At 56.2% G+C, this 23,083-nt stretch carries 14 protein-coding genes; 11 read left to right on the top strand and 3 right to left on the bottom strand.

The window, feature by feature from the left end:
* Positions 1 to 33 precede the first annotated feature (33 nt).
* The 6 genes from bcsB to ACRDCA_RS15175 all read left to right on the top strand — a co-directional run bounded on the left by bcsB (position 34) and on the right by ACRDCA_RS15175 (position 12,632).
* Positions 34 to 2,343, top strand: coding sequence for a cellulose biosynthesis cyclic di-GMP-binding regulatory protein BcsB (bcsB, locus tag ACRDCA_RS15200; RefSeq protein WP_438690273.1), 2,310 nt, complete (start codon positions 34 to 36; stop codon positions 2,341 to 2,343).
* Positions 2,344 to 2,348: 5 nt separating this feature from the next.
* Positions 2,349 to 3,464, top strand: a complete 1,116-nt coding sequence (gene bcsZ, locus ACRDCA_RS15195; RefSeq protein ID WP_438690272.1) for a cellulose synthase complex periplasmic endoglucanase BcsZ — start codon at positions 2,349 to 2,351, stop codon at positions 3,462 to 3,464.
* Positions 3,446 to 6,919, top strand: a complete 3,474-nt coding sequence (bcsC, locus tag ACRDCA_RS15190; RefSeq protein WP_438690271.1) for a cellulose synthase complex outer membrane protein BcsC — start codon at positions 3,446 to 3,448, stop codon at positions 6,917 to 6,919. The genes bcsZ and bcsC overlap by 19 nt, the downstream gene beginning before the upstream one ends.
* A gap of 287 nt (positions 6,920 to 7,206) precedes the next feature.
* Entirely contained in the window at positions 7,207 to 9,219 is a 2,013-nt protein-coding gene (gene hmsP / locus ACRDCA_RS15185) for a biofilm formation regulator HmsP (RefSeq protein ID WP_438690270.1), read from the top strand.
* A gap of 293 nt (positions 9,220 to 9,512) precedes the next feature.
* Positions 9,513 to 10,805, top strand: coding sequence for a dicarboxylate/amino acid:cation symporter (locus ACRDCA_RS15180; RefSeq protein WP_438690269.1), 1,293 nt, complete (start codon positions 9,513 to 9,515; stop codon positions 10,803 to 10,805).
* Positions 10,806 to 11,135: 330 nt separating this feature from the next.
* Entirely contained in the window at positions 11,136 to 12,632 is a 1,497-nt protein-coding gene (locus ACRDCA_RS15175) for a M16 family metallopeptidase (RefSeq protein ID WP_438690268.1), read from the top strand.
* An 86-nt stretch (positions 12,633 to 12,718) separates the two neighbouring features.
* Here ACRDCA_RS15175 and ppiC read toward each other — a convergent pair whose 3' ends face one another.
* Positions 12,719 to 13,000 (bottom strand): peptidylprolyl isomerase PpiC, encoded by a 282-nt coding sequence (gene ppiC / locus ACRDCA_RS15170; RefSeq protein ID WP_025119028.1) that lies wholly within the window; start codon positions 12,998 to 13,000, stop codon positions 12,719 to 12,721.
* 278 nt (positions 13,001 to 13,278) lie between these two features.
* Between ppiC and rep the strand changes: the two genes are divergently transcribed.
* Positions 13,279 to 15,303, top strand: coding sequence for a DNA helicase Rep (rep, locus tag ACRDCA_RS15165; RefSeq protein WP_438690267.1), 2,025 nt, complete (start codon positions 13,279 to 13,281; stop codon positions 15,301 to 15,303).
* Positions 15,304 to 15,661: 358 nt separating this feature from the next.
* Here the strand turns inward: rep and ppx are convergent, their stop codons facing one another.
* Both ppx and rhlB read right to left on the bottom strand, forming a co-directional pair.
* Entirely contained in the window at positions 15,662 to 17,155 is a 1,494-nt protein-coding gene (ppx, locus tag ACRDCA_RS15160) for an exopolyphosphatase (RefSeq protein WP_025119026.1), read from the bottom strand.
* Between the two features lie 9 nt (positions 17,156 to 17,164).
* Positions 17,165 to 18,454, bottom strand: a complete 1,290-nt coding sequence (gene rhlB / locus ACRDCA_RS15155; protein ID WP_438690266.1) for an ATP-dependent RNA helicase RhlB — start codon at positions 18,452 to 18,454, stop codon at positions 17,165 to 17,167.
* A gap of 131 nt (positions 18,455 to 18,585) precedes the next feature.
* Between rhlB and trxA the strand changes: the two genes are divergently transcribed.
* The 4 genes from trxA (at position 18,586) to wzzE (ending at position 23,074) form a co-directional block, all read left to right on the top strand.
* A complete protein-coding gene (gene trxA / locus ACRDCA_RS15150; RefSeq protein ID WP_438690265.1) occupies positions 18,586 to 18,912 on the top strand; it encodes a thioredoxin TrxA in 327 nt (108 codons plus the stop codon).
* A 447-nt stretch (positions 18,913 to 19,359) separates the two neighbouring features.
* Positions 19,360 to 20,619: a transcription termination factor Rho gene (gene rho / locus ACRDCA_RS15145; RefSeq protein ID WP_025119023.1), complete on the top strand. Its 1,260-nt coding sequence runs from the start codon at positions 19,360 to 19,362 to the stop codon at positions 20,617 to 20,619.
* A 284-nt stretch (positions 20,620 to 20,903) separates the two neighbouring features.
* Positions 20,904 to 22,001, top strand: coding sequence for a UDP-N-acetylglucosamine--undecaprenyl-phosphate N-acetylglucosaminephosphotransferase (gene wecA, locus ACRDCA_RS15140; RefSeq protein ID WP_438690264.1), 1,098 nt, complete (start codon positions 20,904 to 20,906; stop codon positions 21,999 to 22,001).
* Positions 22,002 to 22,021: 20 nt separating this feature from the next.
* Positions 22,022 to 23,074, top strand: coding sequence for an ECA polysaccharide chain length modulation protein (gene wzzE, locus ACRDCA_RS15135; protein ID WP_438690295.1), 1,053 nt, complete (start codon positions 22,022 to 22,024; stop codon positions 23,072 to 23,074).
* Positions 23,075 to 23,083 lie beyond the last annotated feature (9 nt).

The raw sequence follows: 23,083 nt of genomic DNA, 5'->3' as shown, positions 1-23,083 counted from the left end.
CTGCTAACCGGCCCCAACATTGATGATGATACGATGACGAGAAAAATAAACTGGTTTACCGCGCTGGCCTTAGGCATCAGTAGCCTGTCTCAGGCGGAAACGGCCCCCACACCAGCGGCTAGTGTGACTCCGCCTGCGAGCACCGTGGCTGAAGCTCTGGTCACCGTACCTATGGGGGGGACAGCGCCGCAAGCGTCTGATGCGCCGGTGCGTGATGTAATACTGCCGTTTACCAAGATAGCACCACCGCCTGGCACCTTTATTCTGCGTGGCACCCGCCCTGAGGGGCAGATTGAATTTGGCGTGCGCAGTGACGAGGTGGTGTCACAGGCGCTGCTTGATCTGGAGTTCACCCCTTCACCGTCGCTGATCCCGGTGGAGTCGCACGTCAAAATCTACCTCAACGATGAGCTGATGGGCGTAACCACCATCACCAAAGAGCAGTTGGGCAAGCCTAATCGCATCCAGATGGCGATCGATCCACGCTATATCACCGATTTTAACCGCATACGGCTGGTATTTGTCGGTCATTACCAGAACATCTGTGAGAACCCGGCCAACAGCACGCTGTGGCTGGACGTCGGCAAATCCAGCTCATTGAGCCTGCGCTACCAGACGCTGCCGGTGAAAAATGAGCTTTCCCATTTCCCGGAACCCTTCTTCGACAGCCGCGACGTTCGGCCCTTAACGTTGCCGATGGTGTTCGCCGGCCAGCCGGATCTGGAGCAGCAGCGCGCTGCGGGGATCCTGGCTTCCTGGTTTGGTACCAAGGCGCAATGGCGCGGCCAGTCTTTCCCGACATTATTCAACCGTTTGCCTAATCAGCACGCCATCGTGTTTGCCACCAATAAACAGCGCCCGGATTTCCTCAAGGATTATCCGGCGGTGAACGGGCCGACGGTGGAGATGATCAGCCATCCGGATAACCCTTATGTGAAACTGCTGCTGGTGCAGGGCCGTGATGACAACGACCTGATCACGGCGGTGAAGGGCATTGCACAGGGCAATATCCTGTTCCGTGGCCAGAACCTGAGCGTGGACAAGGTTGAACAGTTGGCGGTGCGTCAGCCATATGATGCGCCAAACTGGGTGCGTACCGATCGGGCGATGAAGTTCAGCGAACTGCAACAATATGCCGAGCAGTTGCAGACTAGCGGCGTCGAACCTGGGCCGATCTCGCTGTCGATGAACCTGCCGCCGGATCTGTTCCTGATCCACAGCACCGGCATCGATATGCAGCTGAAATACCGTTACACCTCACCGCGTATTCAGGACGGCTCTCGCCTGAGCATCAGCCTGAACAATCAGTTTGTGCAGTCCTATGCTCTGGTGCCGGAAAATGAAAAGGGCGCGCAACTGCTGCGTTTGCCGCTGGCTCAGGGGCTGCTCGATTCTGACAAAGCGGTCAACATTCCGGCGCTGAAGCTAGGGGCCACCAACCAGCTGCGCTTTGACTTTGATTACACCACGCTGCTGGCCAGCGGTGCCGAAGGGCGCTGTGAAACCTATTCGTTGGTGCCGAATCATGCGGTGATCGACGGCAGTTCCACCATCGATTTCTCCGGCTATCGTCATTTTATCACCATGCCCGATCTGCGTGCCTTCGCCAATGCCGGTTTCCCATTCAGCCGCCTGGCGGATCTGTCGCAAACGCTGGTACTGGTAAACAAACAGCCGCAGCCTGCGCAGGTCAGTGCTCTGCTCAACGCCATGGGTAACATGGGGGCGCAAACCGGCTACCCGGCGCTGGCCTTCTCGCTGGCCGATGACTGGTCACAGGCCAAGGATAAGGACGCCGATATCCTGCTGATTGGCACCATCCCGCCGGAGCTGCGTGATGACAAGAAAATCAACCTGTTGGTGGACGCGACCCAAAGCTGGGTGAAAATGCCGATGCGCCAACTGCCGTTGCCGAGTATGGACGTGCAGCAGGATGACGCCACGCCAGACAGCAAAACCACCATCAGTTCGGAAGGCGCGATGGCGGCGGTGATCGGCGTGCAATCACCGTTCCACGATCAGCGCAGCATCGTGGCCCTGCTGGCGGACAGCCCACGGGGTTATGAACTGCTGAATAATGCGCAAATGGACAGCGGCAAGCGTGCGGCGATGTTTGGTTCAGTGGCCGTGATCCGTGAATCCGGCGTCGATAGCCTGCGCGTAGGTGATGTTTACTACGTTGGCCATCTGCCGTGGTGGGAACGGATCTGGTATGCGTTGTCGACGCACCCGCTGCTGCTTGGGGCGATAGCCGCACTGGTGGTGGTGATCGTGGCCCTGTTGCTGCGGCGTGGCCTGAAGGCCTTTAGCCGTCGTCGTCTGTCACCGGAAGATCGGGATTAATTGCCATGGTAGGGTTCAGCCTGCGTCGTTTGCTGCCTGGCCTGCTGCTGCTGTGTGCGTTCGGCACGGCGGCAGGCTGTGATTGGCCAGCCTGGCAGCAGTACAAACAGTTCTATATCAGCAATGAAGGGCGGGTGATCGATCCCAGCAGCCTGAAGCGCATCACCACCTCCGAAGGGCAGAGCTATGGGATGTTCTTTGCGCTGGTGGCTAACGATCGGCCTGCCTTCGATAAGCTGCTGGAGTGGACGGAGAACAATCTGGCCGCAGGCGATCTGAGTGCCCATTTGCCCGCCTGGTTGTGGGGGCAGGACGACGCTCAGACCTGGAAGGTGCTGGACAGTAATTCGGCTGCTGACTCGGATATGTGGATTGCTTACAACCTGCTGGAGGCGGGGAGACTATGGCAAAGCCGCCGTTATCAAACGCTGGGTACGCTGCTGTTGCAGCGGATTGGCCGCGAAGAGGTGGCGAATATTCCGGGTTTGGGGCTGATGCTGTTGCCGGGCAAGGTCGGTTTTGTCGCCGAGGAGCGCTGGCGGCTCAACCCCAGCTATTTACCGCCGCAGTTGCTGGCCCGCTTTGCCCCTCTGAACGGGCCGTGGCGAGCGATGCAGAAAACCAGCCAGCGGATGTTGCTGGAAACCGCTCCGCAGGGGTTTTCGCCGGACTGGGTCGAGTGGCAATCGGGTAAAGGCTGGCAGCCTGACCCGGTCAAACCCAATATTGGCAGCTATGACGCCATCCGCGTCTATCTGTGGGCCGGCATGCTGGCGGACGACGATCCCCATAAAGCGGCGCTGGTGAAGCAATTCCAGCCGATGGTGCGTCTCACCGCCCAGCTTGGTGCGGTGCCGGAGAAGGCCGATACCGCCAGCGGCAAAACCAGCGGTACGGGTCCGGTAGGCTTCTCCGCCGCCATGTTGCCGCTGTTGGCCGCACAGCCCGATGCCCTGGCGGTACAGCGCCAACGCATTGAGGATAATCCTTTGGGTGACGATGCCTATTTCAGCGCCTCTTTGCTGCTGTTTGGCCAGGGATGGGATCAGCTACGCTATCGTTTCAATCGTCAGGGTGAACTTCAACCCGCCTGGGGTAGCCAATGCGCAACTTCACACTAGGCTGGCTAAGCCTGTTTCCATTGAGCCTGGTCCTGTTGCCACAGGCGCAGAGTGCCGAAAGCGTTGCCCCGGAGCAGTGGCTGCTGGAGCAGGTGCGTATCGGTGAGGCCAGCAACAAAGATGAGTTGGTGCGCCAATCGCTCTATCGGCTTGAGCTGATGGACCCGAACAACCCGGACGTGATTGCGGCGCGCATGCGTCTGGCGCTGCGGCAGGGTAATCAGGTATTGGCGCAACAACAGTTGGATAAGCTGAAGGGGATTGCACCGCAATCGCCAGTGTTCCGCCAGGCAGAAATGAACATGTTGCTGACCCAGCCGGAAACTCGCCAGAAGTTGCAACAGGCACGCTTGATGGCAACCGCAGGGCGACTGCCAGAGGCCAAAGCCCAGTACGACGAACTGTTCCACGGCAATCTACCCACGCTCGATCTGGCGGTGGAGTATTGGCGCCTGGTGGCCAGGTTACCCGGCCAGGAACCGGCGGCGATACAGAAACTTCAGGCATTGGACCAGCAATATCCCGGTAACGTTACGCTGCGCATGGCGCTGGCGCGGATGCTGTTTAGCCAGGATCGCGACGCTCAGGCCTATGATTTATTGCAAAAGGTAGCTGCCGATCCTTCAGGGCGCGGTGCTGCGGCAGATCTATGGCTGGAGAAGGTCAAAGCGTTGCCCGTCAGTCCGCAAAGCGTGGCGGCGTTAAACCGGTTCCTTGGCGTGTTTGAAAGCGGCGAGCAGGCGCTTGGCGCGCAACAGGAACTGGCCCGCCAGCGGACGTTGCTGTCCGATCCGGCCTATCGTGCGCGCATGGCCGGATTGGCACAGGTGAACAGCGGCGGCAGCCGGGCGGCGATCCCTGAATTGAAACAAGCGTTAGCTAGTGCGCCCAATGATGCCGAAGTACTTGGCGCGCTTGGTTTGGCCTATTCCCGCGCGGGTAACCGCCAGCAGGCGCTGAGCCTGTTCCAGCAGGCACAGAAGGCAGACAAGGATAATTACGACAGCAGCAAGTGGCAGAGCCTGATCCAATCCACCCGCTACTGGCTGGCGATCGACGCGGGCGACAAGGCGTTAAAGGCCAATAACCTGCCGCTGGCCCAGCAACACTATCAGCAGGCACGGCAGATTGATAACGGCGACAGCGATGCACTGATCGGCCTGGCTGACGTTGCCGTGGCTCGCAAAGATGATGCCGTCGCCGAGCGATATTATCAGCAGGCGCTGCGTCTGGATCCGAGTAGCGGCAGTGCGGTGCGCGGGTTGGTGAATATTTACCAACGGCAGTCGCCACAAAAGGCATTGGCCTATCTCAATAGTCTGCCTCGTGGGCAGCAGAACAAGTTACGCAGCACGCTCGATGGGCTGCAACTGGACATGCTCAAGCAGCAGGCCGATGAATTGGCCCAGCGCCAGCAGTGGCCTGCGGCGGCAGAAAAGTATCGGCAGGCGCACCAGAAGGATCCTGACGACGTCTGGCTGACCTATCACTATGCGCAAACGCTGCGCCAGGCCGGGCAACCGCAGCAGGCCGATGTGCTGATGCGCCAACAGGCCGCGAAGAAGTCCGGCGATCCACAACAGGTTTACGCCTATGCGCTCTACCTGGCTGGCAGCGATCGTGATAATCAGGCGTTGGCACAGCTGAATAGTTTGCCGAAAGCGCAGTGGAACGACGGTATGCGTGAAATGGCCCAGCGTTTACAGATGCAGGCCACGTTGGATCATGCCGAACGGTTGCGTGCTGCCGGCGATGAACCTGCGGCGATTGCCTACCTGCGTCAGCAGCCTCCGGCAACGCGCATCGATCTGACCTTGGCCGATTGGGCGCTGGAGCGGGGTGAATATGACGCCGCACTGGCGGATTACCAGCGAGTGCGGGCGCGTGAGCCGAATAATCCGGATGCGCGCTTGGGCGAAATCGAAGCCTATGTGGCGCAAGGTCAACTGAGCGAGGCTCGCCAACGGCTGCAAACGGCACCGGCACAACCGGATGAATCGATCAACGGTCAGCGTCGGGTTGCCAATGCCTGGCGGGCGGTGGGCGAACCGCAGAAAGCGACCGATATCTTCCAGCAGCTTAAAGTTGCCGCCCAGCAAGAGCCGCCAGGGCAGGCCAAAGCGCTGATATATCGTGATGCCGCCAGGCTGGAACAAGCGCAACTGCAACCGGAACCGGCGCAGCAGGATTATCGCCAGGCGATGGTAGCCAGCGGGATTGCGCCAACGGTTCCTGCGGATAATGACGGTTACACCCGGCTAACCCGCAATAACGCGACGGATGATTGGCTAAAACGCGGCATCCGCTCCGATGCCGCCGATCTCTATCGCCAACAGGACGTCAGGGTCACGCTCGATCACGACTACTGGCGTTCAAGCGGCACCGGCGGTATCTCGGATTATCAGGCGCATGACACCATGTTGCAGGTGGATATGCCGCTGTATGATGGCCGGGCGTTCTTGCGTACCGATACCGTCCAACTGAACGCGGGCAGTTTCTCGACCGACAATAACGGCAAGTACTTCGAAACCTTTGGCACCTGTAATACGCAGGGTTGCAGCGGAGACCAACGGCAAAAAACCACCGGCACCAGCGTGGCGGCCGGCTGGGCCAACGATCGTTGGCAAACCGATATCGGCACTACCCCGATGGGCTTTGAGGTGGTGGACTGGGTCGGCGGCGTGGCGTATAGCGGTGACTGGAACCATATCGGTTGGACGCTGGGCGCATCACGGCGGCCGGTAACCAGCTCGCTGTTAGCCTTCGGTGGCACCCGTGATCCGAATACCGGCATTAGCTGGGGAGGCGTGCGTGCTACCGGCATCAACCTGAGCGCCAGTTACGACCGTGGTGAAGCCAACGGCGTATGGGCCGATCTCAGTGCTCATCAGCTCACTGGCCAGAACGTTGAGGATAACCAGCGTGAACGATTGATGGCTGGCTATTATTACAAGGTGATTAACGAAGATAACCGCCGTGCCACCATTGGGCTGAGTACCATGCTCTGGCACTATCAGAAGGACTTGAGCGGGTACTCGCTTGGCCAGGGGGGCTATTACAGCCCGCAGCAATATGTGTCGCTGGCGGTGCCGGTGAACTATCGCCAGCGCACGGAAAACTGGTCGTGGGAAGTCGGTGGCTCGGTGTCGATCTCGCATGCGAAAACCAACGATGAAAAGCGCTACCCTCTGCAAGGGCTGATACCCGCTTCTCTGCCAGACAAGGACGCGGTGGAAAGCGGTGGCTCCTCCTCCGGCGTAGGCTACACGCTGCGCGCCCTGATCGAACGCCGCCTCAGTTCCCATTGGACGCTGGGGGCGGGTATCGATATTCAACAGGCCAAAGACTACACGCCAAGCCATGCGTTAATTTATCTGCGTTACTCGCTCGCGGGTTGGCAGGGCGATCTCGATCTGCCACCGCAGCCGCTGACGCCTTATGCCGACTTTAAGTAATCTGAAATTGGTTGATTGATGGTGTCGCCCACAGGGTAGTTTTGCTACCCTGTGGCTATTCCGGTTCGGATAATACCGAAAGCCGCGCTTTTCCCGCTGTCGCCAAGCGGTTGGTAAGGCAAAAACGCGGGGCAATCGAGTATACTCAAGCCGCTTATCCAGCAAGCAATATTTCCCCTTACCCCAGCTTTTCTCGTCGGAGAGGCTGGGGTGAGAAGCGTCACTTTAAGCATGGTGTTTCACCATCAGGCATTTTGGTTTTCAGTTAACTCTAGGGGAGCAGGTTTTTGCGGGTCAGGCGTTCGTTAACGATTAAGCAGATGGCGGCGGTGTCTGGTGTGGCACTGGTGACGATCTGTATCTTCATCGTGATCCAGTTATTCCACTTTGTGCAGCAGCGCAGGGATGACTATGTCCAGCAACTGGAGAATGTGGCCCATGCCGTGCGCCAACCCCTGTCAGAAGCGGTCCTGCGCATGGATATGCCGGAAACCAAACGCGTACTCAATGCGTTGCGGCCCGTGGGGATCCTCACCCGGGCAGATATCGTCCTGCCGAACGAGTTTCAGGCATTGCACGCCGATTTCCCGTCGGAACGTCCCGTTCCCGCGTTAGTGGCACGTATTTTTGAGCTGCCAGTACAGATTTCAGTTCCGCTTTATTCGGTTGAGCGGGTGCCTGCCAATCCCCAACCGCTGGCTTATCTGGTGTTACAGGCCGATTCGTACCGCATGTATCAGTTTATCCTCAGCACGCTATCGACCATGCTGTCGACCTACCTGCTGTTGGCACTGATCCTGTCGGTCGCCGTGAGCTGGTGCATGAACCGGCTGCTGGTTTATCCGTTACGCGCCATGGCGCGCGAGCTGCAAAATGTCTCTGTGGACGATCTCCCTTACCACCAACTGACGCTGCCGACCCAACATCAGGACGACGAATTGGGCCAGTTGGTGCGTAATTACAACCGCAACCAGCAGGCGCTGGCCAAGGCGCATACCGCCATGAGCCGCCTGAGCACCCATCACTCGATTACCGAATTGCCTAATCCGGCGTTGTTTGCCGCGCTGCTTGAACAACATATTGCTACCAGCATGCGGCCACCGCGTTTTAACCTGTTGGTAGTGGGTATCGAAACCCTGCATGAAGCCTCCGGCGTGCTGAACCCGTCAATGCGTGAAGCCCTGTTGCTGACGCTGGCGAAAAAGCTGCGTCAGGTTATCGGTGCGGACTGTGTGCTGGCTCAGTTGAGTCATGCCGAGTTTGCCATCCTGGCGAAAAATATCGAGCAGCCCATTCACGCCTTACAGTTGGCCAGAAGAGTGATGGCGGCCATTAATGCACCGCTCAACCTGCAACAGAAAATGCCGCTGCGGCCAAGCGCCAGTATCGGCATTGCCCATTATCCCAATCCGGGGGGGAGTGCAGAGCAACTGCTGCGCAGCGCCACCTCGGCCATGATGTCGGCGCATCGTGAGGGTAAAAACCAGATCCTGTTCTTCGAGCCTTGCCTGACCGAAAAAACCCAAAAGCGCCTGACGCAGGAAAGCGAGATCCTGTTAGCCATAGAGCAACGCCAGTTTGCGCTGTTCCTGCAACCCCAGTGGGATATGCAAACCAGTGAAGTGACCGGTGCGGAAGCTTTGCTGCGTTGGCTACTGCCCAATGGTCAGATCATTCTCCCGGCGGATGTGATCCCGCTGGCGGAGGAGTTGGGCGTGATTGTGCCTCTCGGTAACTGGGTGCTGGAAGAGTCATGCCGCATTCTGGCCGCGTGGCAATCCCAGGGCATCCCGTTGCCGCTGGCGGTCAATATTTCGGCGATCCAGTTGCAGCATCAAGACTTTGTGCCGCATCTGAAACGACTGCTGGACGAGCATCAGATCGACCCACGCAAACTGCTGCTGGAAATTACCGAGACGGTGCGTATCCACGACCTCGATCGGGCATTGGAACTGTTACGTGAATTACACGACTTAGGTGTATCGGTCGCCTTGGATGACTTTGGTATGGGCTATGCCAGCCTGCATTATCTCAATCGACTTAAATCCCTGCCGATCGATCTGATTAAAATCGACAAGAGCTTCATTGATGGGCTGCCAGAGGACGATGCGATGGCGCGGATCGTCAGCTCGATTTCCCAGGTGCTCAACCTGCCGGTGATGGCGGAAGGGGTGGAAACCGAGGCGCAGCGAGACTGGTTGCTACAACACGGCATTCGCATTGGCCAGGGCTTCCTGTTTGCCAAACCCTTGCCTCGTGAGGCATTTGAAGCGCAGTTTGCCCCTGTTACCAAAGCGTGATCCGGTTCAATCTGGCACTGAGTTTATCTTTCCTCCCGGTACTTTTGCCGTGGGTTTTCCTGCGCCTTAAGCCCATACCCATTCTGAGTTAATGCAAAGAAAAGCTGACGTAACGCCGGAACTTGTACACTGACTGACGCGTTTCAGCTCTTAAATTCACACCAATATGCCAGGAAGTCGGCAACAAGTTATTTCCATGTTGTTATAGGGGTGTTATTTTCCGCGCAAGCGAAAAACAGGACGGACGAGTGATTGCCCGCCTGCTGCGTTGTCTCCCCCCAAAGGATGTGCATATGAAAACAACTATATTCAAGAGCCTCTATTTTCAGGTGTTAACCGCGATTACGCTGGGGATCCTGCTTGGCCATTTCTACCCTGACCTTGGTGCCCAGATGAAACCCCTGGGTGATGGATTTGTTAAATTAATCAAAATGATTATCGCTCCGGTGATCTTCTGTACCGTGGTGACCGGCATCGCGGGTATGGAAAGCATGAAAGCCGTGGGCCGTACCGGGGCGATCGCCCTGCTGTACTTTGAAATTGTCAGTACCATTGCGCTGCTGATCGGTCTGGTGATCGTTAACGTGGTGCAACCGGGCGCCGGGATGAACGTCGATGCGGGAACGCTGGATGCCAAAGCGGTGGCGGTGTATGCCGAGCAGGCTTCCCAGCAGGGTATCGTGCCATTCCTGTTGGATATTATCCCGGGTAGCGTAGTGGGTGCCTTTGCCAGCGGTAACATCTTGCAGGTGCTGCTGTTTGCGGTGCTGTTCGGTTTTGCCCTGCATCGCCTGGGTGAGAAAGGCCAGGTGATCTTTAACGTTATCGACAGCTTCTCCCGCGTGATTTTCGGCATCATCAATATGATCATGCGTCTGGCACCGCTGGGGGCCTTTGGTGCCATGGCGTTCACCATCGGTAAATACGGTGTGGGTACGCTGTTGCAGCTCGGCCAGCTGATTGTCTGCTTCTACATCACCTGCGTGCTGTTTGTGGTGGTGGTGCTGGGCTCGATTGCCCGCTACAACGGCTTCAACATCTTCAAATTTATCCGCTACATCAAAGAAGAGCTGCTGATCGTTCTGGGTACCTCGTCTTCCGAATCGGTGCTGCCACGCATGCTCGATAAAATGGAAAATCTGGGCTGCAAGAAATCGGTGGTGGGGCTGGTTATCCCGACGGGTTACTCGTTCAACCTGGACGGTACTTCAATCTATCTGACGATGGCCGCGGTGTTTATCGCCCAGGCGACCAACACCCATATGGATATCATGCATCAGGTGACCTTGCTGGTCGTGTTACTGCTCTCCTCGAAAGGAGCGGCAGGGGTGACCGGCAGTGGCTTTATCGTACTGGCAGCGACCATTTCGGCGGTAGGGCATTTGCCGCTGGCTGGCCTGGCGCTGATCCTTGGTATCGACCGCTTTATGTCCGAAGCCCGCGCCTTGACCAATCTGGTCGGTAACGGTGTGGCGACGGTAGTGGTGGCCAAATGGTGTAACCAACTGGATGAAAAGCAGCTGCAAGACGTGTTGAATCAGCGCACCGAGAAAGCTCCTGCCGACAGAAAGCTCCCTTCCGCCTGATTATTTTTCCGACCTTCGGTATCGGCTGCCACCGCAGCCGATACCATTTCCTCTTGCTTATTGTTTATTTTTTCTCCATAACACCCTACCGGCTATTATTTTTCACTGTGATGAGTGACATCCGCAAAGGCGCGCGGTCTAACAGAATGGTACACTTTGCGCTTTCCGCCCTACGGTGAAACTCAGGGTGTGATTGTTGCTGTGCCACGCACAGTTCAGGCCGACTCGTCAGCACCGCTGGTGACCAGTGACGGGACGCTGCCTTATATTCCATTGACTGGAATACCTTATTCGCATAAAAAATTGGCTAGTCATTAAGTAGGGGTTCACATGCAGGGCACCAGAATTCGTCTTTTAGTGGGTGGGCTGCTGTTGGTTGCGGCCAACGGCAGTGTGCACGCTGAAGCGCTACAACCTGATCCTGCCTGGCAGCAGGGGCAGTTGAATAACGGGTTCTCTTGGCAGATCCTTGATACACCACAGCGCCCGAGCGATCGCGTTGAGTTACGGTTGATGGTCAATACCGGATCGCTGGTGGAGTCTTCCCAGCAGATCGGTTTTGCCCATCTGTTGCCGCGTATTGCGATTACGCGCAGCGAGAGTTTTACCCAGCCGCAGCTACAGTCGCTGTGGCAACAGAGCGTGGACAGTGAACGGCCATTGCCGCCAGCCATCAGCTCTTATGATTTCACCATCTACAACCTGAGCCTGCCCAATAACCGCCCCGATCTGTTGAAAGAGGCGCTGGCCTGGCTGGCGGATACCACCGGCAAGTTGGCTATTGATGAGCCAACGGTAGAAGCGGTGATGAACGCCAATATGGATCCTATCGGCACCTTTCCGCCGAATCCCAAAGATACCTGGTGGCGTTATCGTCTGAAAGGTTCAACGCTGCTGGCACACGATCCGGGTCAGGAGGTCAAGCGGCCGGTCAATATCGAGCAACTGCAAAAGTTTTATCAACAGTGGTATACCCCGGACGCCATGACGTTGTACGTCGTGGGTAAAGTCGATAGCCGTAGCCTGAGTGAGCAGATCAACAAGGCATTTTCGCCTCTGCAAGGCAAGCGCGAGACACCGGCAACCATGCCAACCCTGACGCCACTGCCGCCGCAGCCGGTCAGCCTGATCAGCGATCAGGTGAAGCAGGATACGCTGTCGATCATGTGGGATACGCCCTGGCATCCGATCCGCGATTCGCAAAGCCTGAGCCGTTACTGGCGCAGTGATATGGCCCGTGAGGCCCTGTTCTGGCACATTCAGCAGGTGCTGCAAAAGAGCGAGCAGAAAAACATCAAACTGGGCTTCGACTGCCGGGTGCAATATCAACGCGCCCAGTGTGCGATCCACCTGAACTCACCGAATGACAACCTGAACAACGGCCTGGCGTTTATTGCCCGCGAATTGGCCAATGTGCGTAATAACGGCCTGTCTCAGGATGAGTTTAATGCCCTGCTGGCGCAGAAAACCGATCAGTTGAGCAAACTGTTTGCCACCTATGCTCGCACCGATACCGACGTGCTGATGAGCCAGCGCCTGCGTTCACAGCAGAGTGGTGTGGTGGATATAGCTCCCGAGCAATACCAGAAGCTGCGTCAGGCCTTCTTGTCGTCACTGACGCTGGCATCGCTGAATCAGGAACTGAAGCTGCAACTGTCGCAGGATGCTACCCTGGTGTTGTTACAGCCGAAGGGGGAGCCGGAGATGAACATGAAGCAGTTGCAGGAAACCTACAACGGTATCATGACGCCAGCACCGGCCGTGGTGAGCGAAGAGCCAAAACCGGCGGACGCGACAACGGCGGCACCGGAAACCAGTGCTCAATAATCATTGATCATTTCTGCTGTGGTCAGGTGATCCTCTGTTACCGATAGTCACTCGATCGGTCCCCTCTCCTTTTTTGGGAGAGGGGCTTAACTCCGGTATAGCACCTTGATGATGTGATAGCCGAACTGGGTTTTCACCGGGCCATAGGGCTTGAGCAACGGGATGCTGAACACTGCCTTATCGAAGGCGGCGACCATGGTTCCCTTGTTGAATTCACCTAAGGAGCCACCGTTGCGCTTGGACGGGCAGCTCGAGTATTTGCGCGCCAGCGTATCAAAGCTGACGCCACGCTTGAGTTTAGCCATCAGTTCGTTTGCCAGCGTTTCGTTATCCACCAGAATGTGCAGGGCACTCGCGGTCTTGGCCATCGTTTTTATCCGTTTAGTCATGAAGAATTCGCCGCATTATACCTGTCTTACCCTATGAATTTCGAGTTGGCCGCTCTAGCGCGTCCATGCGCTCGCGGCATTTGTACATCCCTGTACAGCATAGCTAGGCGACAAGAGCGTAACTCTTTGATAAGTGACTGGGGTTTATGCTCGCAGGTAACAACGCAACAACTTGAAAGGCGACGGGTATAAATCTGGTCGGCGCTTTCTGCTACAATTCACCCCCCCAGCACACCACTATTGAGCAATAAAGCGCCATGCGATTAAACCCCAGCCAACAACAAGCCGTCGAATTCGTTACCGGGCCCTGCCTGGTACTGGCCGGAGCCGGTTCCGGCAAAACGCGCGTGATCACCAACAAAATCGCCCACCTGATCCACCAATGTGGTTATCAGGCCAAACATATCGCCGCGGTGACCTTTACCAACAAGGCGGCGCGCGAGATGAAAGAGCGTGTGGCACAAACCATGGGGCGCAAAGAGTCGCGTGGCCTGATGATCTCAACCTTCCATACGCTGGGGCTGGAAGTGATCAAACGCGAATATGCCGCGCTGGGGATGAAGTCCAACTTCTCGCTGTTTGACGATCAGGATCAGCTCGCGTTGCTGAAAGAATTGACCGAGAAGTGGCTGGAAAACGACAAAACGCTGGTGGCACAGCTGATTTCGACCATTTCCAACTGGAAGAACGATCTGGTGGATCCGCAACGGGCCATGGGGCTGGCGCGCTCCGAGCGGGACAAACTGTTTGCCCATTGTTACGGGTTGTACCACGACCATATGAAGGCCTGTAACGTACTGGATTTTGACGATCTGATCCTGTTGCCCACCTTGTTGCTACAGCGGAATGAGGAAGTACGTGAACGCTGGCAGAACCGGATCCGCTATCTGCTGGTGGATGAATATCAGGACACCAACACCAGCCAGTATGAACTGGTGAAACTGCTGGTGGGCAACCGCGCACGCTTTACCGTGGTGGGGGATGACGATCAGTCCATTTACTCCTGGCGCGGTGCGCGTCCGCAGAACCTGGTGTTGTTGCAGGAAGATTTCCCAGCGTTACAGGTCATCAAACTGGAGCAGAACTACCGTTCCAGTGAACGTATTCTGAAGGCCGCCAACATTCTGATTGCCAACAACCCGCACGTATTCGAGAAACGCCTGTTCTCCGAGCTGGGCTACGGCGAAGAGTTGAAGGTGGTAACGGCCAACAATGAAGATCACGAGGCCGAGCGGGTGGTGGGGGAACTGATCGCCCATCACTTTGTGAAGAAAACCAATTATGGCGACTATGCGATCCTCTATCGCGGTAACCATCAGTCGCGGCTGTTTGAAAAAATGCTGATGCAGAACCGCATTCCATACAAGATTTCGGGCGGCACGTCGTTCTTCTCGCGTCCGGAAATCAAGGATTTGCTGGCCTATTTGCGGGTGCTGACCAATCAGGATGATGACAGCGCCTTCCTGCGCATCGTCAACACGCCAAAGCGGGAAATTGGCCCGGCGACGCTGCAAAAGCTGGGGGAGTGGGCCAATCAGCGCAACAAAAGCCTGTTCCGTGCCAGCTTCGATCTCGGCCTGGGCCAGTATCTGACCGGTCGAGGATTGGAGTCATTACAGCGTTTCACTCATTGGATGGAAGGCATTATTCAAATGATGGAGCGTGAGCCGGTGGCGGCGGTGCGCGATCTGATCCGTGGTGTCGACTATGAAAGCTGGCTGTTTGAAACCTCGCCCAGCCCGAAAGCGGCCGAAATGCGCATGAAAAACGTCAACACGCTGTTTGGCTGGATGACCGAGATGCTGGAAGGCAACGATCTGGACGAACCGATGACGCTGACCCAGGTGGTCACGCGCTTTACGTTGCGCGACATGATGGAGCGTGGCGAAAGCGACGAAGAGCTGGATCAGGTGCAACTGATGACCTTGCATGCCTCCAAGGGGTTGGAGTTCCCCTATGTGTTCCTGGTGGGCATGGAAGAGGGGTTATTGCCACATCAGAGCAGTATTGATGAGGATAATGTCGATGAAGAGCGGCGTTTGGCCTATGTGGGGATCACTCGCGCCCAGAAAGAGCTGATTTTCACCCTGTGCCGCGAACGTCGCCAATACGGCGAGTTAGTGCGCCCTGAACCCAGCCGTTTCCTGTTGGAACTGCCGCAGGATGATCTGGCCTGGGAGACAGAGCGGAAGGTGGTTAGTCCGCAAGAGCGGATGGAGAAAGGCCAGAGCCATTTGGCCAGCGTGAAAGCGATGTTGGCCAAGGCGAAAGGCGGTAGCTGACCCCGAGGATTTTCCCCTCACCCCAACCCTCTCCCAAAGGGCGAGGGGGCTGTCCGCCGTCGTTGATAAGCCAGTGCCGCTTCGGGAAACGTTGGAATATCTGAGTACTCGATCGGTTCCCTCTCCTCGGGGAGAGGGTTAGGGTGAGGGGACTGTCCGGCGTTGTTGATGAGCCGGTGCCGATTCGAAAAACCTTGTAATATCTGAGTACTCGATCGGTTCCCTCTTCTCGGGGAGAGGGTTAGGGGACTGTCCGGCGTTGTTGATGAGCCGGTGCCGATTCGGAAAACCTTGTAATATCAGAGTACTCGATCGGTTCCCTCTCCTTGGGGAGAGGGTTAGGGTGAGGGGACTACTCTCAGTGCTGCTCTTCTAAAAACAGCGGCCAGTGGGCATAGCTCTGCCAATGGCTTTCCTGATCCAGCGCTTCTGCGCGCAGCGGATGCCGTTCCAGCCAGCCTTGCGGCAAAATCACATGCAACTCTTCATCGTTGGCGCGCAAGCGTACCGCAGGCAGGGTATCGTCACGGCGGCGGCTGGCAAAGATGATAGCCAGACGCAACAGACGGCACATGCGTTGTGCTACGCGCGGCGGCACGGCATTCTGTTGGCTCAACAGCGGGAGATCGAGGGCGTTGCTTTGGTTTTGCAGCAGGGTGGCTAACAGTTTTTTCTGTGCCGGGGTAAAGCCGGGTAAATCAAGATGGCTGACCAGATAGGCGGCGTGTTGGGGAGCCTGTTTGAAATCGACGCTCAGGCCGATTTCGTGGATCAGGCAGGCCGCATGCAGTAGCTCGCGACATCGCGTATCCAGTTGCCATTCATTGGTGGTTTGCAGACAGAAGTTCGCAGCCAACTGGCTGACACGCTCGGCCTGATCGATATCCAGCAGATAACGGCGTTGCAGATTACGCAACGTGCGGCTGCGGATATCCTGTTCGACCGGCAGATGCAGCATGCCATACACCAGCCCTTCGCGCAGAGCGCCACCGGCCAGCGTCATGCTTTCGATACCCAGCTCCTGGAAAATGGCCAGCAGTATCGACAGGCCGCTTGGGAACACCAAGGCGCGTTCCAGCGTCAGCCCTTCGATTTCCAGCTCTTCCAGCTTGCCACATTGAATGGCCCGCTGTTTTAGCTGCCGCAGCTTGGGCAAGGTAATGCGTTCATCCATGCCCTGCGCCACCATGATTTCCTGTAGCGCTTGCACGGTACCGGATGCGCCGACGCAAATTTGCCAGCCATGTTGACGCAGTTGTGGGACGATGGGCCGCACCATTTCACGCGCGGCCTGTTCGGCGGCTTCGAAGTTATCCCGCTCCAGATTGCGATCGCTGAAGAAGCGCTCAAGCCAGGTGACACAGCCCATCGACAGGCTATACAACTGCGCAGCCTGCGCCCCGGTACCGGCAACCAACTCCGTGCTGCCACCCCCGATATCAACCACCAGACGCCGATCCGGGCCGCCGGTCGTGTGGGCCACGCCATGGTAGATCAGGCGGGCTTCTTCTTCGCCACTGATGACCTGTACGGGGCAGCCAAGGATGGTTTCGGCGGTTTGCAGGAATTCGGCCGCGTTATTGGCCAGGCGTAACGTCGCGGTGGCGACGACCCGGATCTGATCGCGCGGGATGTCCTGCAGGCGTTCCGAGAACAACCGCAGGCATTGCCACCCGCGCTGCATGGCTTCCTGTGACAGGTGATTGTGCTGATCCAACCCGGCCGCCAGGCGCACTTTGCGCTTGATGCGGGCCAGCGTCTGGATACTGCCAGCCACCTCACGTACCACCAACATATGGAAACTGTTGGACCCCAGATCGATGGCGGCATAGAGGGTGCTGGAACCTGGCATAGTTATCTATCAGCCCGAACGTTTACGGTTGTTACGCGGCGCACCACCACGACGTGGCGCAGAAGAGTTACGGCGTGGACCGTTGTTGCCACGCGGGCGCACCAGGCGCTTCGGTGCAGGCAGATCGGTCATCAGCGCATCGCTGTTGTACTTGCTCACGGGAATGCTGTGGCCGGTATAGGTTTCGATGGCTGGCAGGTTAAGCGCGTACTCTTCACAGGCCAGGCTGATGGAGTGACCGCTTTCGCCCGCGCGGCCAGTACGGCCAATACGGTGCACGTAGTCTTCACAGTCGTCCGGCAGATCGTAGTTGAAGACGTGAGTCACCAACGGGATATGCAGGCCGCGGGCGGCGACATCGGTAGCGACCAGGATATCCAGGTTGCCTTTGGTGAAGTCGTCCAGAATACGCAGGCGTTTTTTCTGCGCCACGTCGCCGGTCAGCAGGCCAACGCGGTGACCGTCGGCGGCCAGATGGCCCCAGATGTCTTCACAGCGGTGCTTGGTGTTGGCGAAGATGATGCAGCGATCCGGCCACTCTTCTTCAATCAGCGTCTGCAACAGGCGCATTTTTTCTTCGTTGGACGGGTAGAACAGCTCTTCCTGAATGCGGTGGCCGGTTTTCTGTTCCGGTTCAACTTCCACATATTCAGCGTTGTTCATCTGCTCAAAGGCCAGTTCGCGGACGCGATAGGACAGGGTGGCAGAGAACAACATGTTCAGGCGTTGATCGACCGCAGGCATGCGGCGGAACAGCCAACGGATATCTTTGATAAAGCCCAGATCGTACATACGGTCGGCTTCATCGAGCACCACAACCTGGATAGCACCCAGATCGATATAGTTCTGTTTGGCGTAGTCGATTAAACGACCGGTGGTGCCCACCAGGATGTCCACGCCGCTTTCCAGCACTTTCAGCTGTTTGTCGTAGCCATCGCCGCCGTAGGCCAGGCCAAGCTTCAACCCGGTAGACTGTGACAGGGCTTCTGCATCGGAATGGATCTGTACTGCCAGTTCACGCGTAGGCGCCATGATCAAGGCGCGCGGCTGGTTGGTCTGGCGACCTTCTTTCGCCGGGTGGGACAGCAAATAGTGAAAAGTAGACGCTAAAAATGCCAGCGTCTTTCCGGTACCGGTTTGCGCCTGACCTGCAACGTCGCGCCCACTGAGGGTGAGCGGCAATGCCAACGCCTGGATGGGCGTGCAGTTGTGAAACCCTTTTTTCTCAAGGGCTTCAAGGACTAACGGGTGCAGGGCGAAGTCGGAAAACTTCTGTTCGGTCAAGTGTGTTTTGCTCATAGTGTGGTAGAATATCAGCTAACTATTGCTTTACGAAAGCATATCCGTTGAAATAAAAGCGGTGAAATAAAATCACCCAAGTTGGTTTGATGCTACACCAACAAGGTAGACCTAATCCTGTGGAGTAGAACATGAGCGATAAAATTATTCACCTGACTGACGACAGCTTCGATACCGATGTACTGAAAGCCGCAGGGCCTATCCTGGTCGATTTCTGGGCTGAATGGTGTGGTCCGTGCAAGATGATTGCTCCGATCCTCGACGAGATTGCCGAAGAGTTTGCCGGCAAGTTGACCATTACCAAACTGAACATCGATCAAAACCCGGCTACCGCGCCTAAATACGGCATCCGCGGTATCCCGACGCTGTTGTTGTTCAAGAACGGTGAAGTGGCAGCGACCAAGGTCGGCGCGTTGTCCAAGGGCCAGCTCAAAGAGTTCCTTGAAGCGAATCTGTAATTAGGGCAGGAAGCCCCGTGACGGGCGTCTGGAGGGGGATTTTCATTCACCGCTAGACGCCTGCCAAGAAGCGTGTTAAGTTTAACCATACTGCATTTTGAACTTGCCATAAGTATTAAATCTAAAGAGTTTGAATCTGAGCATTACTCTACGTTGAACCATCGGCACTAGCATTTTACTGTGACCCGAGCCCGTGTTTTGACGATCAAGCGGTTTTACAAAAAATCAGTTTTAAGGCACCTTCGATCTTAAACCGTCAGCGTGTGCGCCCCAGCTAAGCCATTTCTTACTGCGGTGACCCAGCAGCCCGGCGATCGAACGTCCAGTAACAGGCACGCATACCCGATCAATTTCACGTAGTAGCTTGAAAGGCGAATGGGTTTAACACGCTGCCATACCATTCACGATACTAGTTCGAGACACACCCCGAGTTTAAGAACCCCCACTATGAATCTTACCGAATTAAAGAATACGCCGGTTTCTGAGCTGATTACTCTCGGCGAAAATATGGGGCTGGAAAACCTGGCCCGCCTGCGCAAACAGGACATTATCTTCTCTATACTCAAGCAACATGCGAAAAGCGGAGAAGATATCTTCGGTGATGGCGTGCTGGAGATATTGCAGGATGGATTTGGTTTCCTCCGTTCCGGAGACAGTTCCTACCTCGCAGGCCCCGACGATATCTACGTTTCTCCTAGCCAAATCCGCCGCTTCAACCTCCGCACAGGTGACACCATTTCCGGTAAGATTCGTCCGCCAAAAGAAGGCGAGCGCTATTTTGCCCTGTTGAAAGTTAACGAAGTCAACTACGACAAACCGGAAAACGCCCGTAACAAGATCCTGTTCGAAAACCTGACGCCACTGCACGCCAACTCACGTTTGCGTATGGAGCGCGGCAACGGTTCTACCGAAGATCTGACGGCTCGCGTACTGGATCTGGCATCGCCAATTGGCCGTGGCCAGCGTGGCCTGATTGTGGCACCGCCGAAAGCCGGTAAAACCATGCTGCTGCAAAACATCGCGCAGAGCATCGCTTACAACCACCCAGACTGCGTGCTGATGGTGCTGCTGATCGACGAACGTCCAGAAGAAGTGACCGAGATGCAACGTCTGGTAAAAGGCGAAGTTATCGCTTCTACCTTTGACGAGCCAGCTTCTCGCCACGTGCAGGTTGCCGAAATGGTGATCGAGAAGGCCAAGCGCCTGGTCGAGCACAAAAAAGACGTGATCATCCTGCTGGACTCCATCACCCGTCTGGCACGTGCCTACAACACCGTCGTACCTGCCTCAGGCAAAGTGCTGACCGGTGGTGTGGATGCCAACGCCCTGCATCGTCCGAAGCGCTTCTTCGGTGCGGCTCGTAACGTTGAGGAAGGCGGCAGCCTGACCATCATCGCTACCGCACTGGTCGATACCGGTTCGAAGATGGACGAAGTGATTTACGAAGAATTTAAAGGTACGGGTAACATGGAACTGCATCTGGCGCGTAAAATCGCCGAGAAGCGCGTGTTCCCTGCTATTGATTACAACCGTTCCGGTACGCGTAAAGAAGAGTTGCTCACTACTTCTGAAGAACTGCAGAAGATGTGGATCCTGCGCAAGATCATTCACCCAATGGGCGAGATCGACGCGATGGAATTCCTCATCAACAAGTTGGCGATGACCAAAACCAACGACGAATTCTTCGACATGATGAAACGCTCATAATTAAGTAAAATATTCGAGGAACGCCACGCCTAGTCGTGGCGTTTTTTGCTTTTGGCGGATACGATAAGTAACAGTAAAGGAAAGTAAGTTATTCCTGCGACTTATTGAGAACTCATCTTATTTGCGCCTGTTTTTTGCGTTAATGCGTTGAAGCAAGACACGTCTTGGCATGAGTAAGTGTGAATGTCTATTGTCATAGGAAATGACTGAAAGGTTGCTTGGTCATGTGGCGCGGTTTGTTACCCATGTTAAGCTGCCTCATCTTCTTCAGAGATTTGTTAACCGTGAACTTACTCACCATGAGTACTGAAATTCTTTTTGTTTTTCTGTTTTCTCTGGCTTTTTTATTTGTTGCTCGCAAGGCAGCAAAACCTATTGGTTTGGTTGATAAACCTAATTATCGCAAACGTCACCAGGGGTTGATCCCGCTGGTGGGTGGGATTTCTGTTTACGCTGGCATCTGTTTTGCCTTCTTGATCACCGACCAGACGATTGCGCACGGTAAACTCTACCTCGCCTGTGCCGGTGTCCTGGTGTTCGTCGGGGCACTGGACGATCGCTTCGATATCAGCGTCAAGATCCGCGCCACCATTCAGGCGTTGGTCGGCATTGCCATGATGGTGTTTGCCGGCCTTTATCTGCGCAGCCTTGGCTATGTGTTTGGCGGATGGGAAATGCAGCTGGGGCCGTTTGGTTACCTGGTGACGCTGTTTGCCGTCTGGGCCGCGATTAACGCCTTTAACATGGTCGACGGTATCGATGGCCTGCTCGGCGGCCTCTCCTGCGTGTCGTTTGGCGCGATGGGGATCCTGCTGTATCAAGGCGGCCATAGCGATCTCGCCTTCTGGTGCTTCGCCATGCTGGCGGCCATTGTTCCCTATATTCTGCTCAACCTCGGCATTCTTGGCCGTCGCTATAAAGTCTTTATGGGCGATGCCGGCAGTACGCTGATCGGTTTTACCGCCATCTGGCTGCTGGTGCAAAGCTCGCAAGGGCCAAATCATCCCATCAAGCCGGTGACCGCGCTGTGGATAATTGCCATCCCGCTGATGGATATGATTGCCATCATGTATCGCCGCCTGCGTAAAGGCATGAGTCCGTTCTCGCCAGACCGTCAACATATCCACCATTTGATTATGCGTGCGGGCTTTACGCCTCGTCAGGCCTTTGTGTTGATCACCTTGGCCGCGGCGCTGTTGGCGGCGATTGGCGTGGTGGGCGAACGCCTGACTTTCATACCTGAATGGGTTATGTTGGCATTATTCTTGCTTGCATTCTTCTTCTATGGCTATTGCATCAAACGTGCATGGCGGGTCGCGCGCTATATCAAACGTCTCAAGCGCCGCCTCCGTCATTCATCGAACAATAAGCAAGTACCTTAACCTGAGGCTTTAGGGCAGTGATGATTCCTGAAACAACGTCTGACAAGAATACCCCGGTGGTCGATAACGAACTCGATATCCGTGGTCTGTGCTGCACCCTGTGGCGTGGCAAAAAATGGATTATCGGTTTCGCGGTGTTGTTTGCTGCCGTCGCGCTGATCGTGTCCTACCTGGTGAAACAGGAGTGGAGCGCCACGGCGATCACCGATAAACCGACGGTGAATGCGTTGGGGGGATATTACTCTCAGCAGCAGTTCCTGCGTAACCTGGACCTGCGCACTCTGCCAGCGGTTGCCAGCGATCAGCCAGGGATTGCCGATGAAGCCTATAATGAATTTATCATGCAACTGGCCGCCTATGACACGCGCCGTGATTTCTGGCTGCAAAGCGATTACTACAAGCAGCGCCAGGAAGGGGATGCCCGTGCCGATGCGGCATTGCTTGATGATCTGATCAACAATATCCAGTTCACGCCGCGCGACGACAAGAAAGTGCTCAACGACAGCGTGAAACTGACCGCAGAAACTGCGCCAGACTCCAACCATCTGCTGCGCCAGTATGTTGCCTTTGCCAGCCACCGTGCGGCGCAGCATCTGAACGAAGAGATCCAGGGAGCCTGGGCTGCGCGTACTACCTCGATGAACGCTCAGGTAAAACGCCAGGAAGCGGTAGCCGATGCGGTTTATCAGCGTGAACTCAAGACCGTGCAGCAGGCGCTGAAAATTGCCGAGCAGCAGGGAATTAGCCGCACGCAGACCGATACGCCAGCGGAACAGCTGCCAGACTCCGACCTGTTCCTGTTGGGCAAGCCAATGCTGCAAGCCCGCCTGGAAGGGCTACAGGCTTCCGGCCCCACGTATGATCTGAGTTACGATCAGAACCGGGCCATGCTGGCAACCTTGAACGTTGGCCCGACGTTGGATGCCAAATTCCAGACCTACCGCTATTTGCGTACGCCGGAAGAACCGGTGAAACGTGATAGCCCACGCCGGGTATTCTGGCTGATTATGTGGGGCGCAATCGGTGGCCTGGTTGGCGCGGGCGTGGCTCTGGTACGCCGGCCACGGAGTTAATCCATACTA

It is taken from the genome of Serratia sp. (in: enterobacteria) (assembly GCF_051654945.1).
Lineage (GTDB): Bacteria > Pseudomonadota > Gammaproteobacteria > Enterobacterales > Enterobacteriaceae > Chania.
This window is presented reverse-complemented; position numbering and strand designations above follow the sequence as displayed.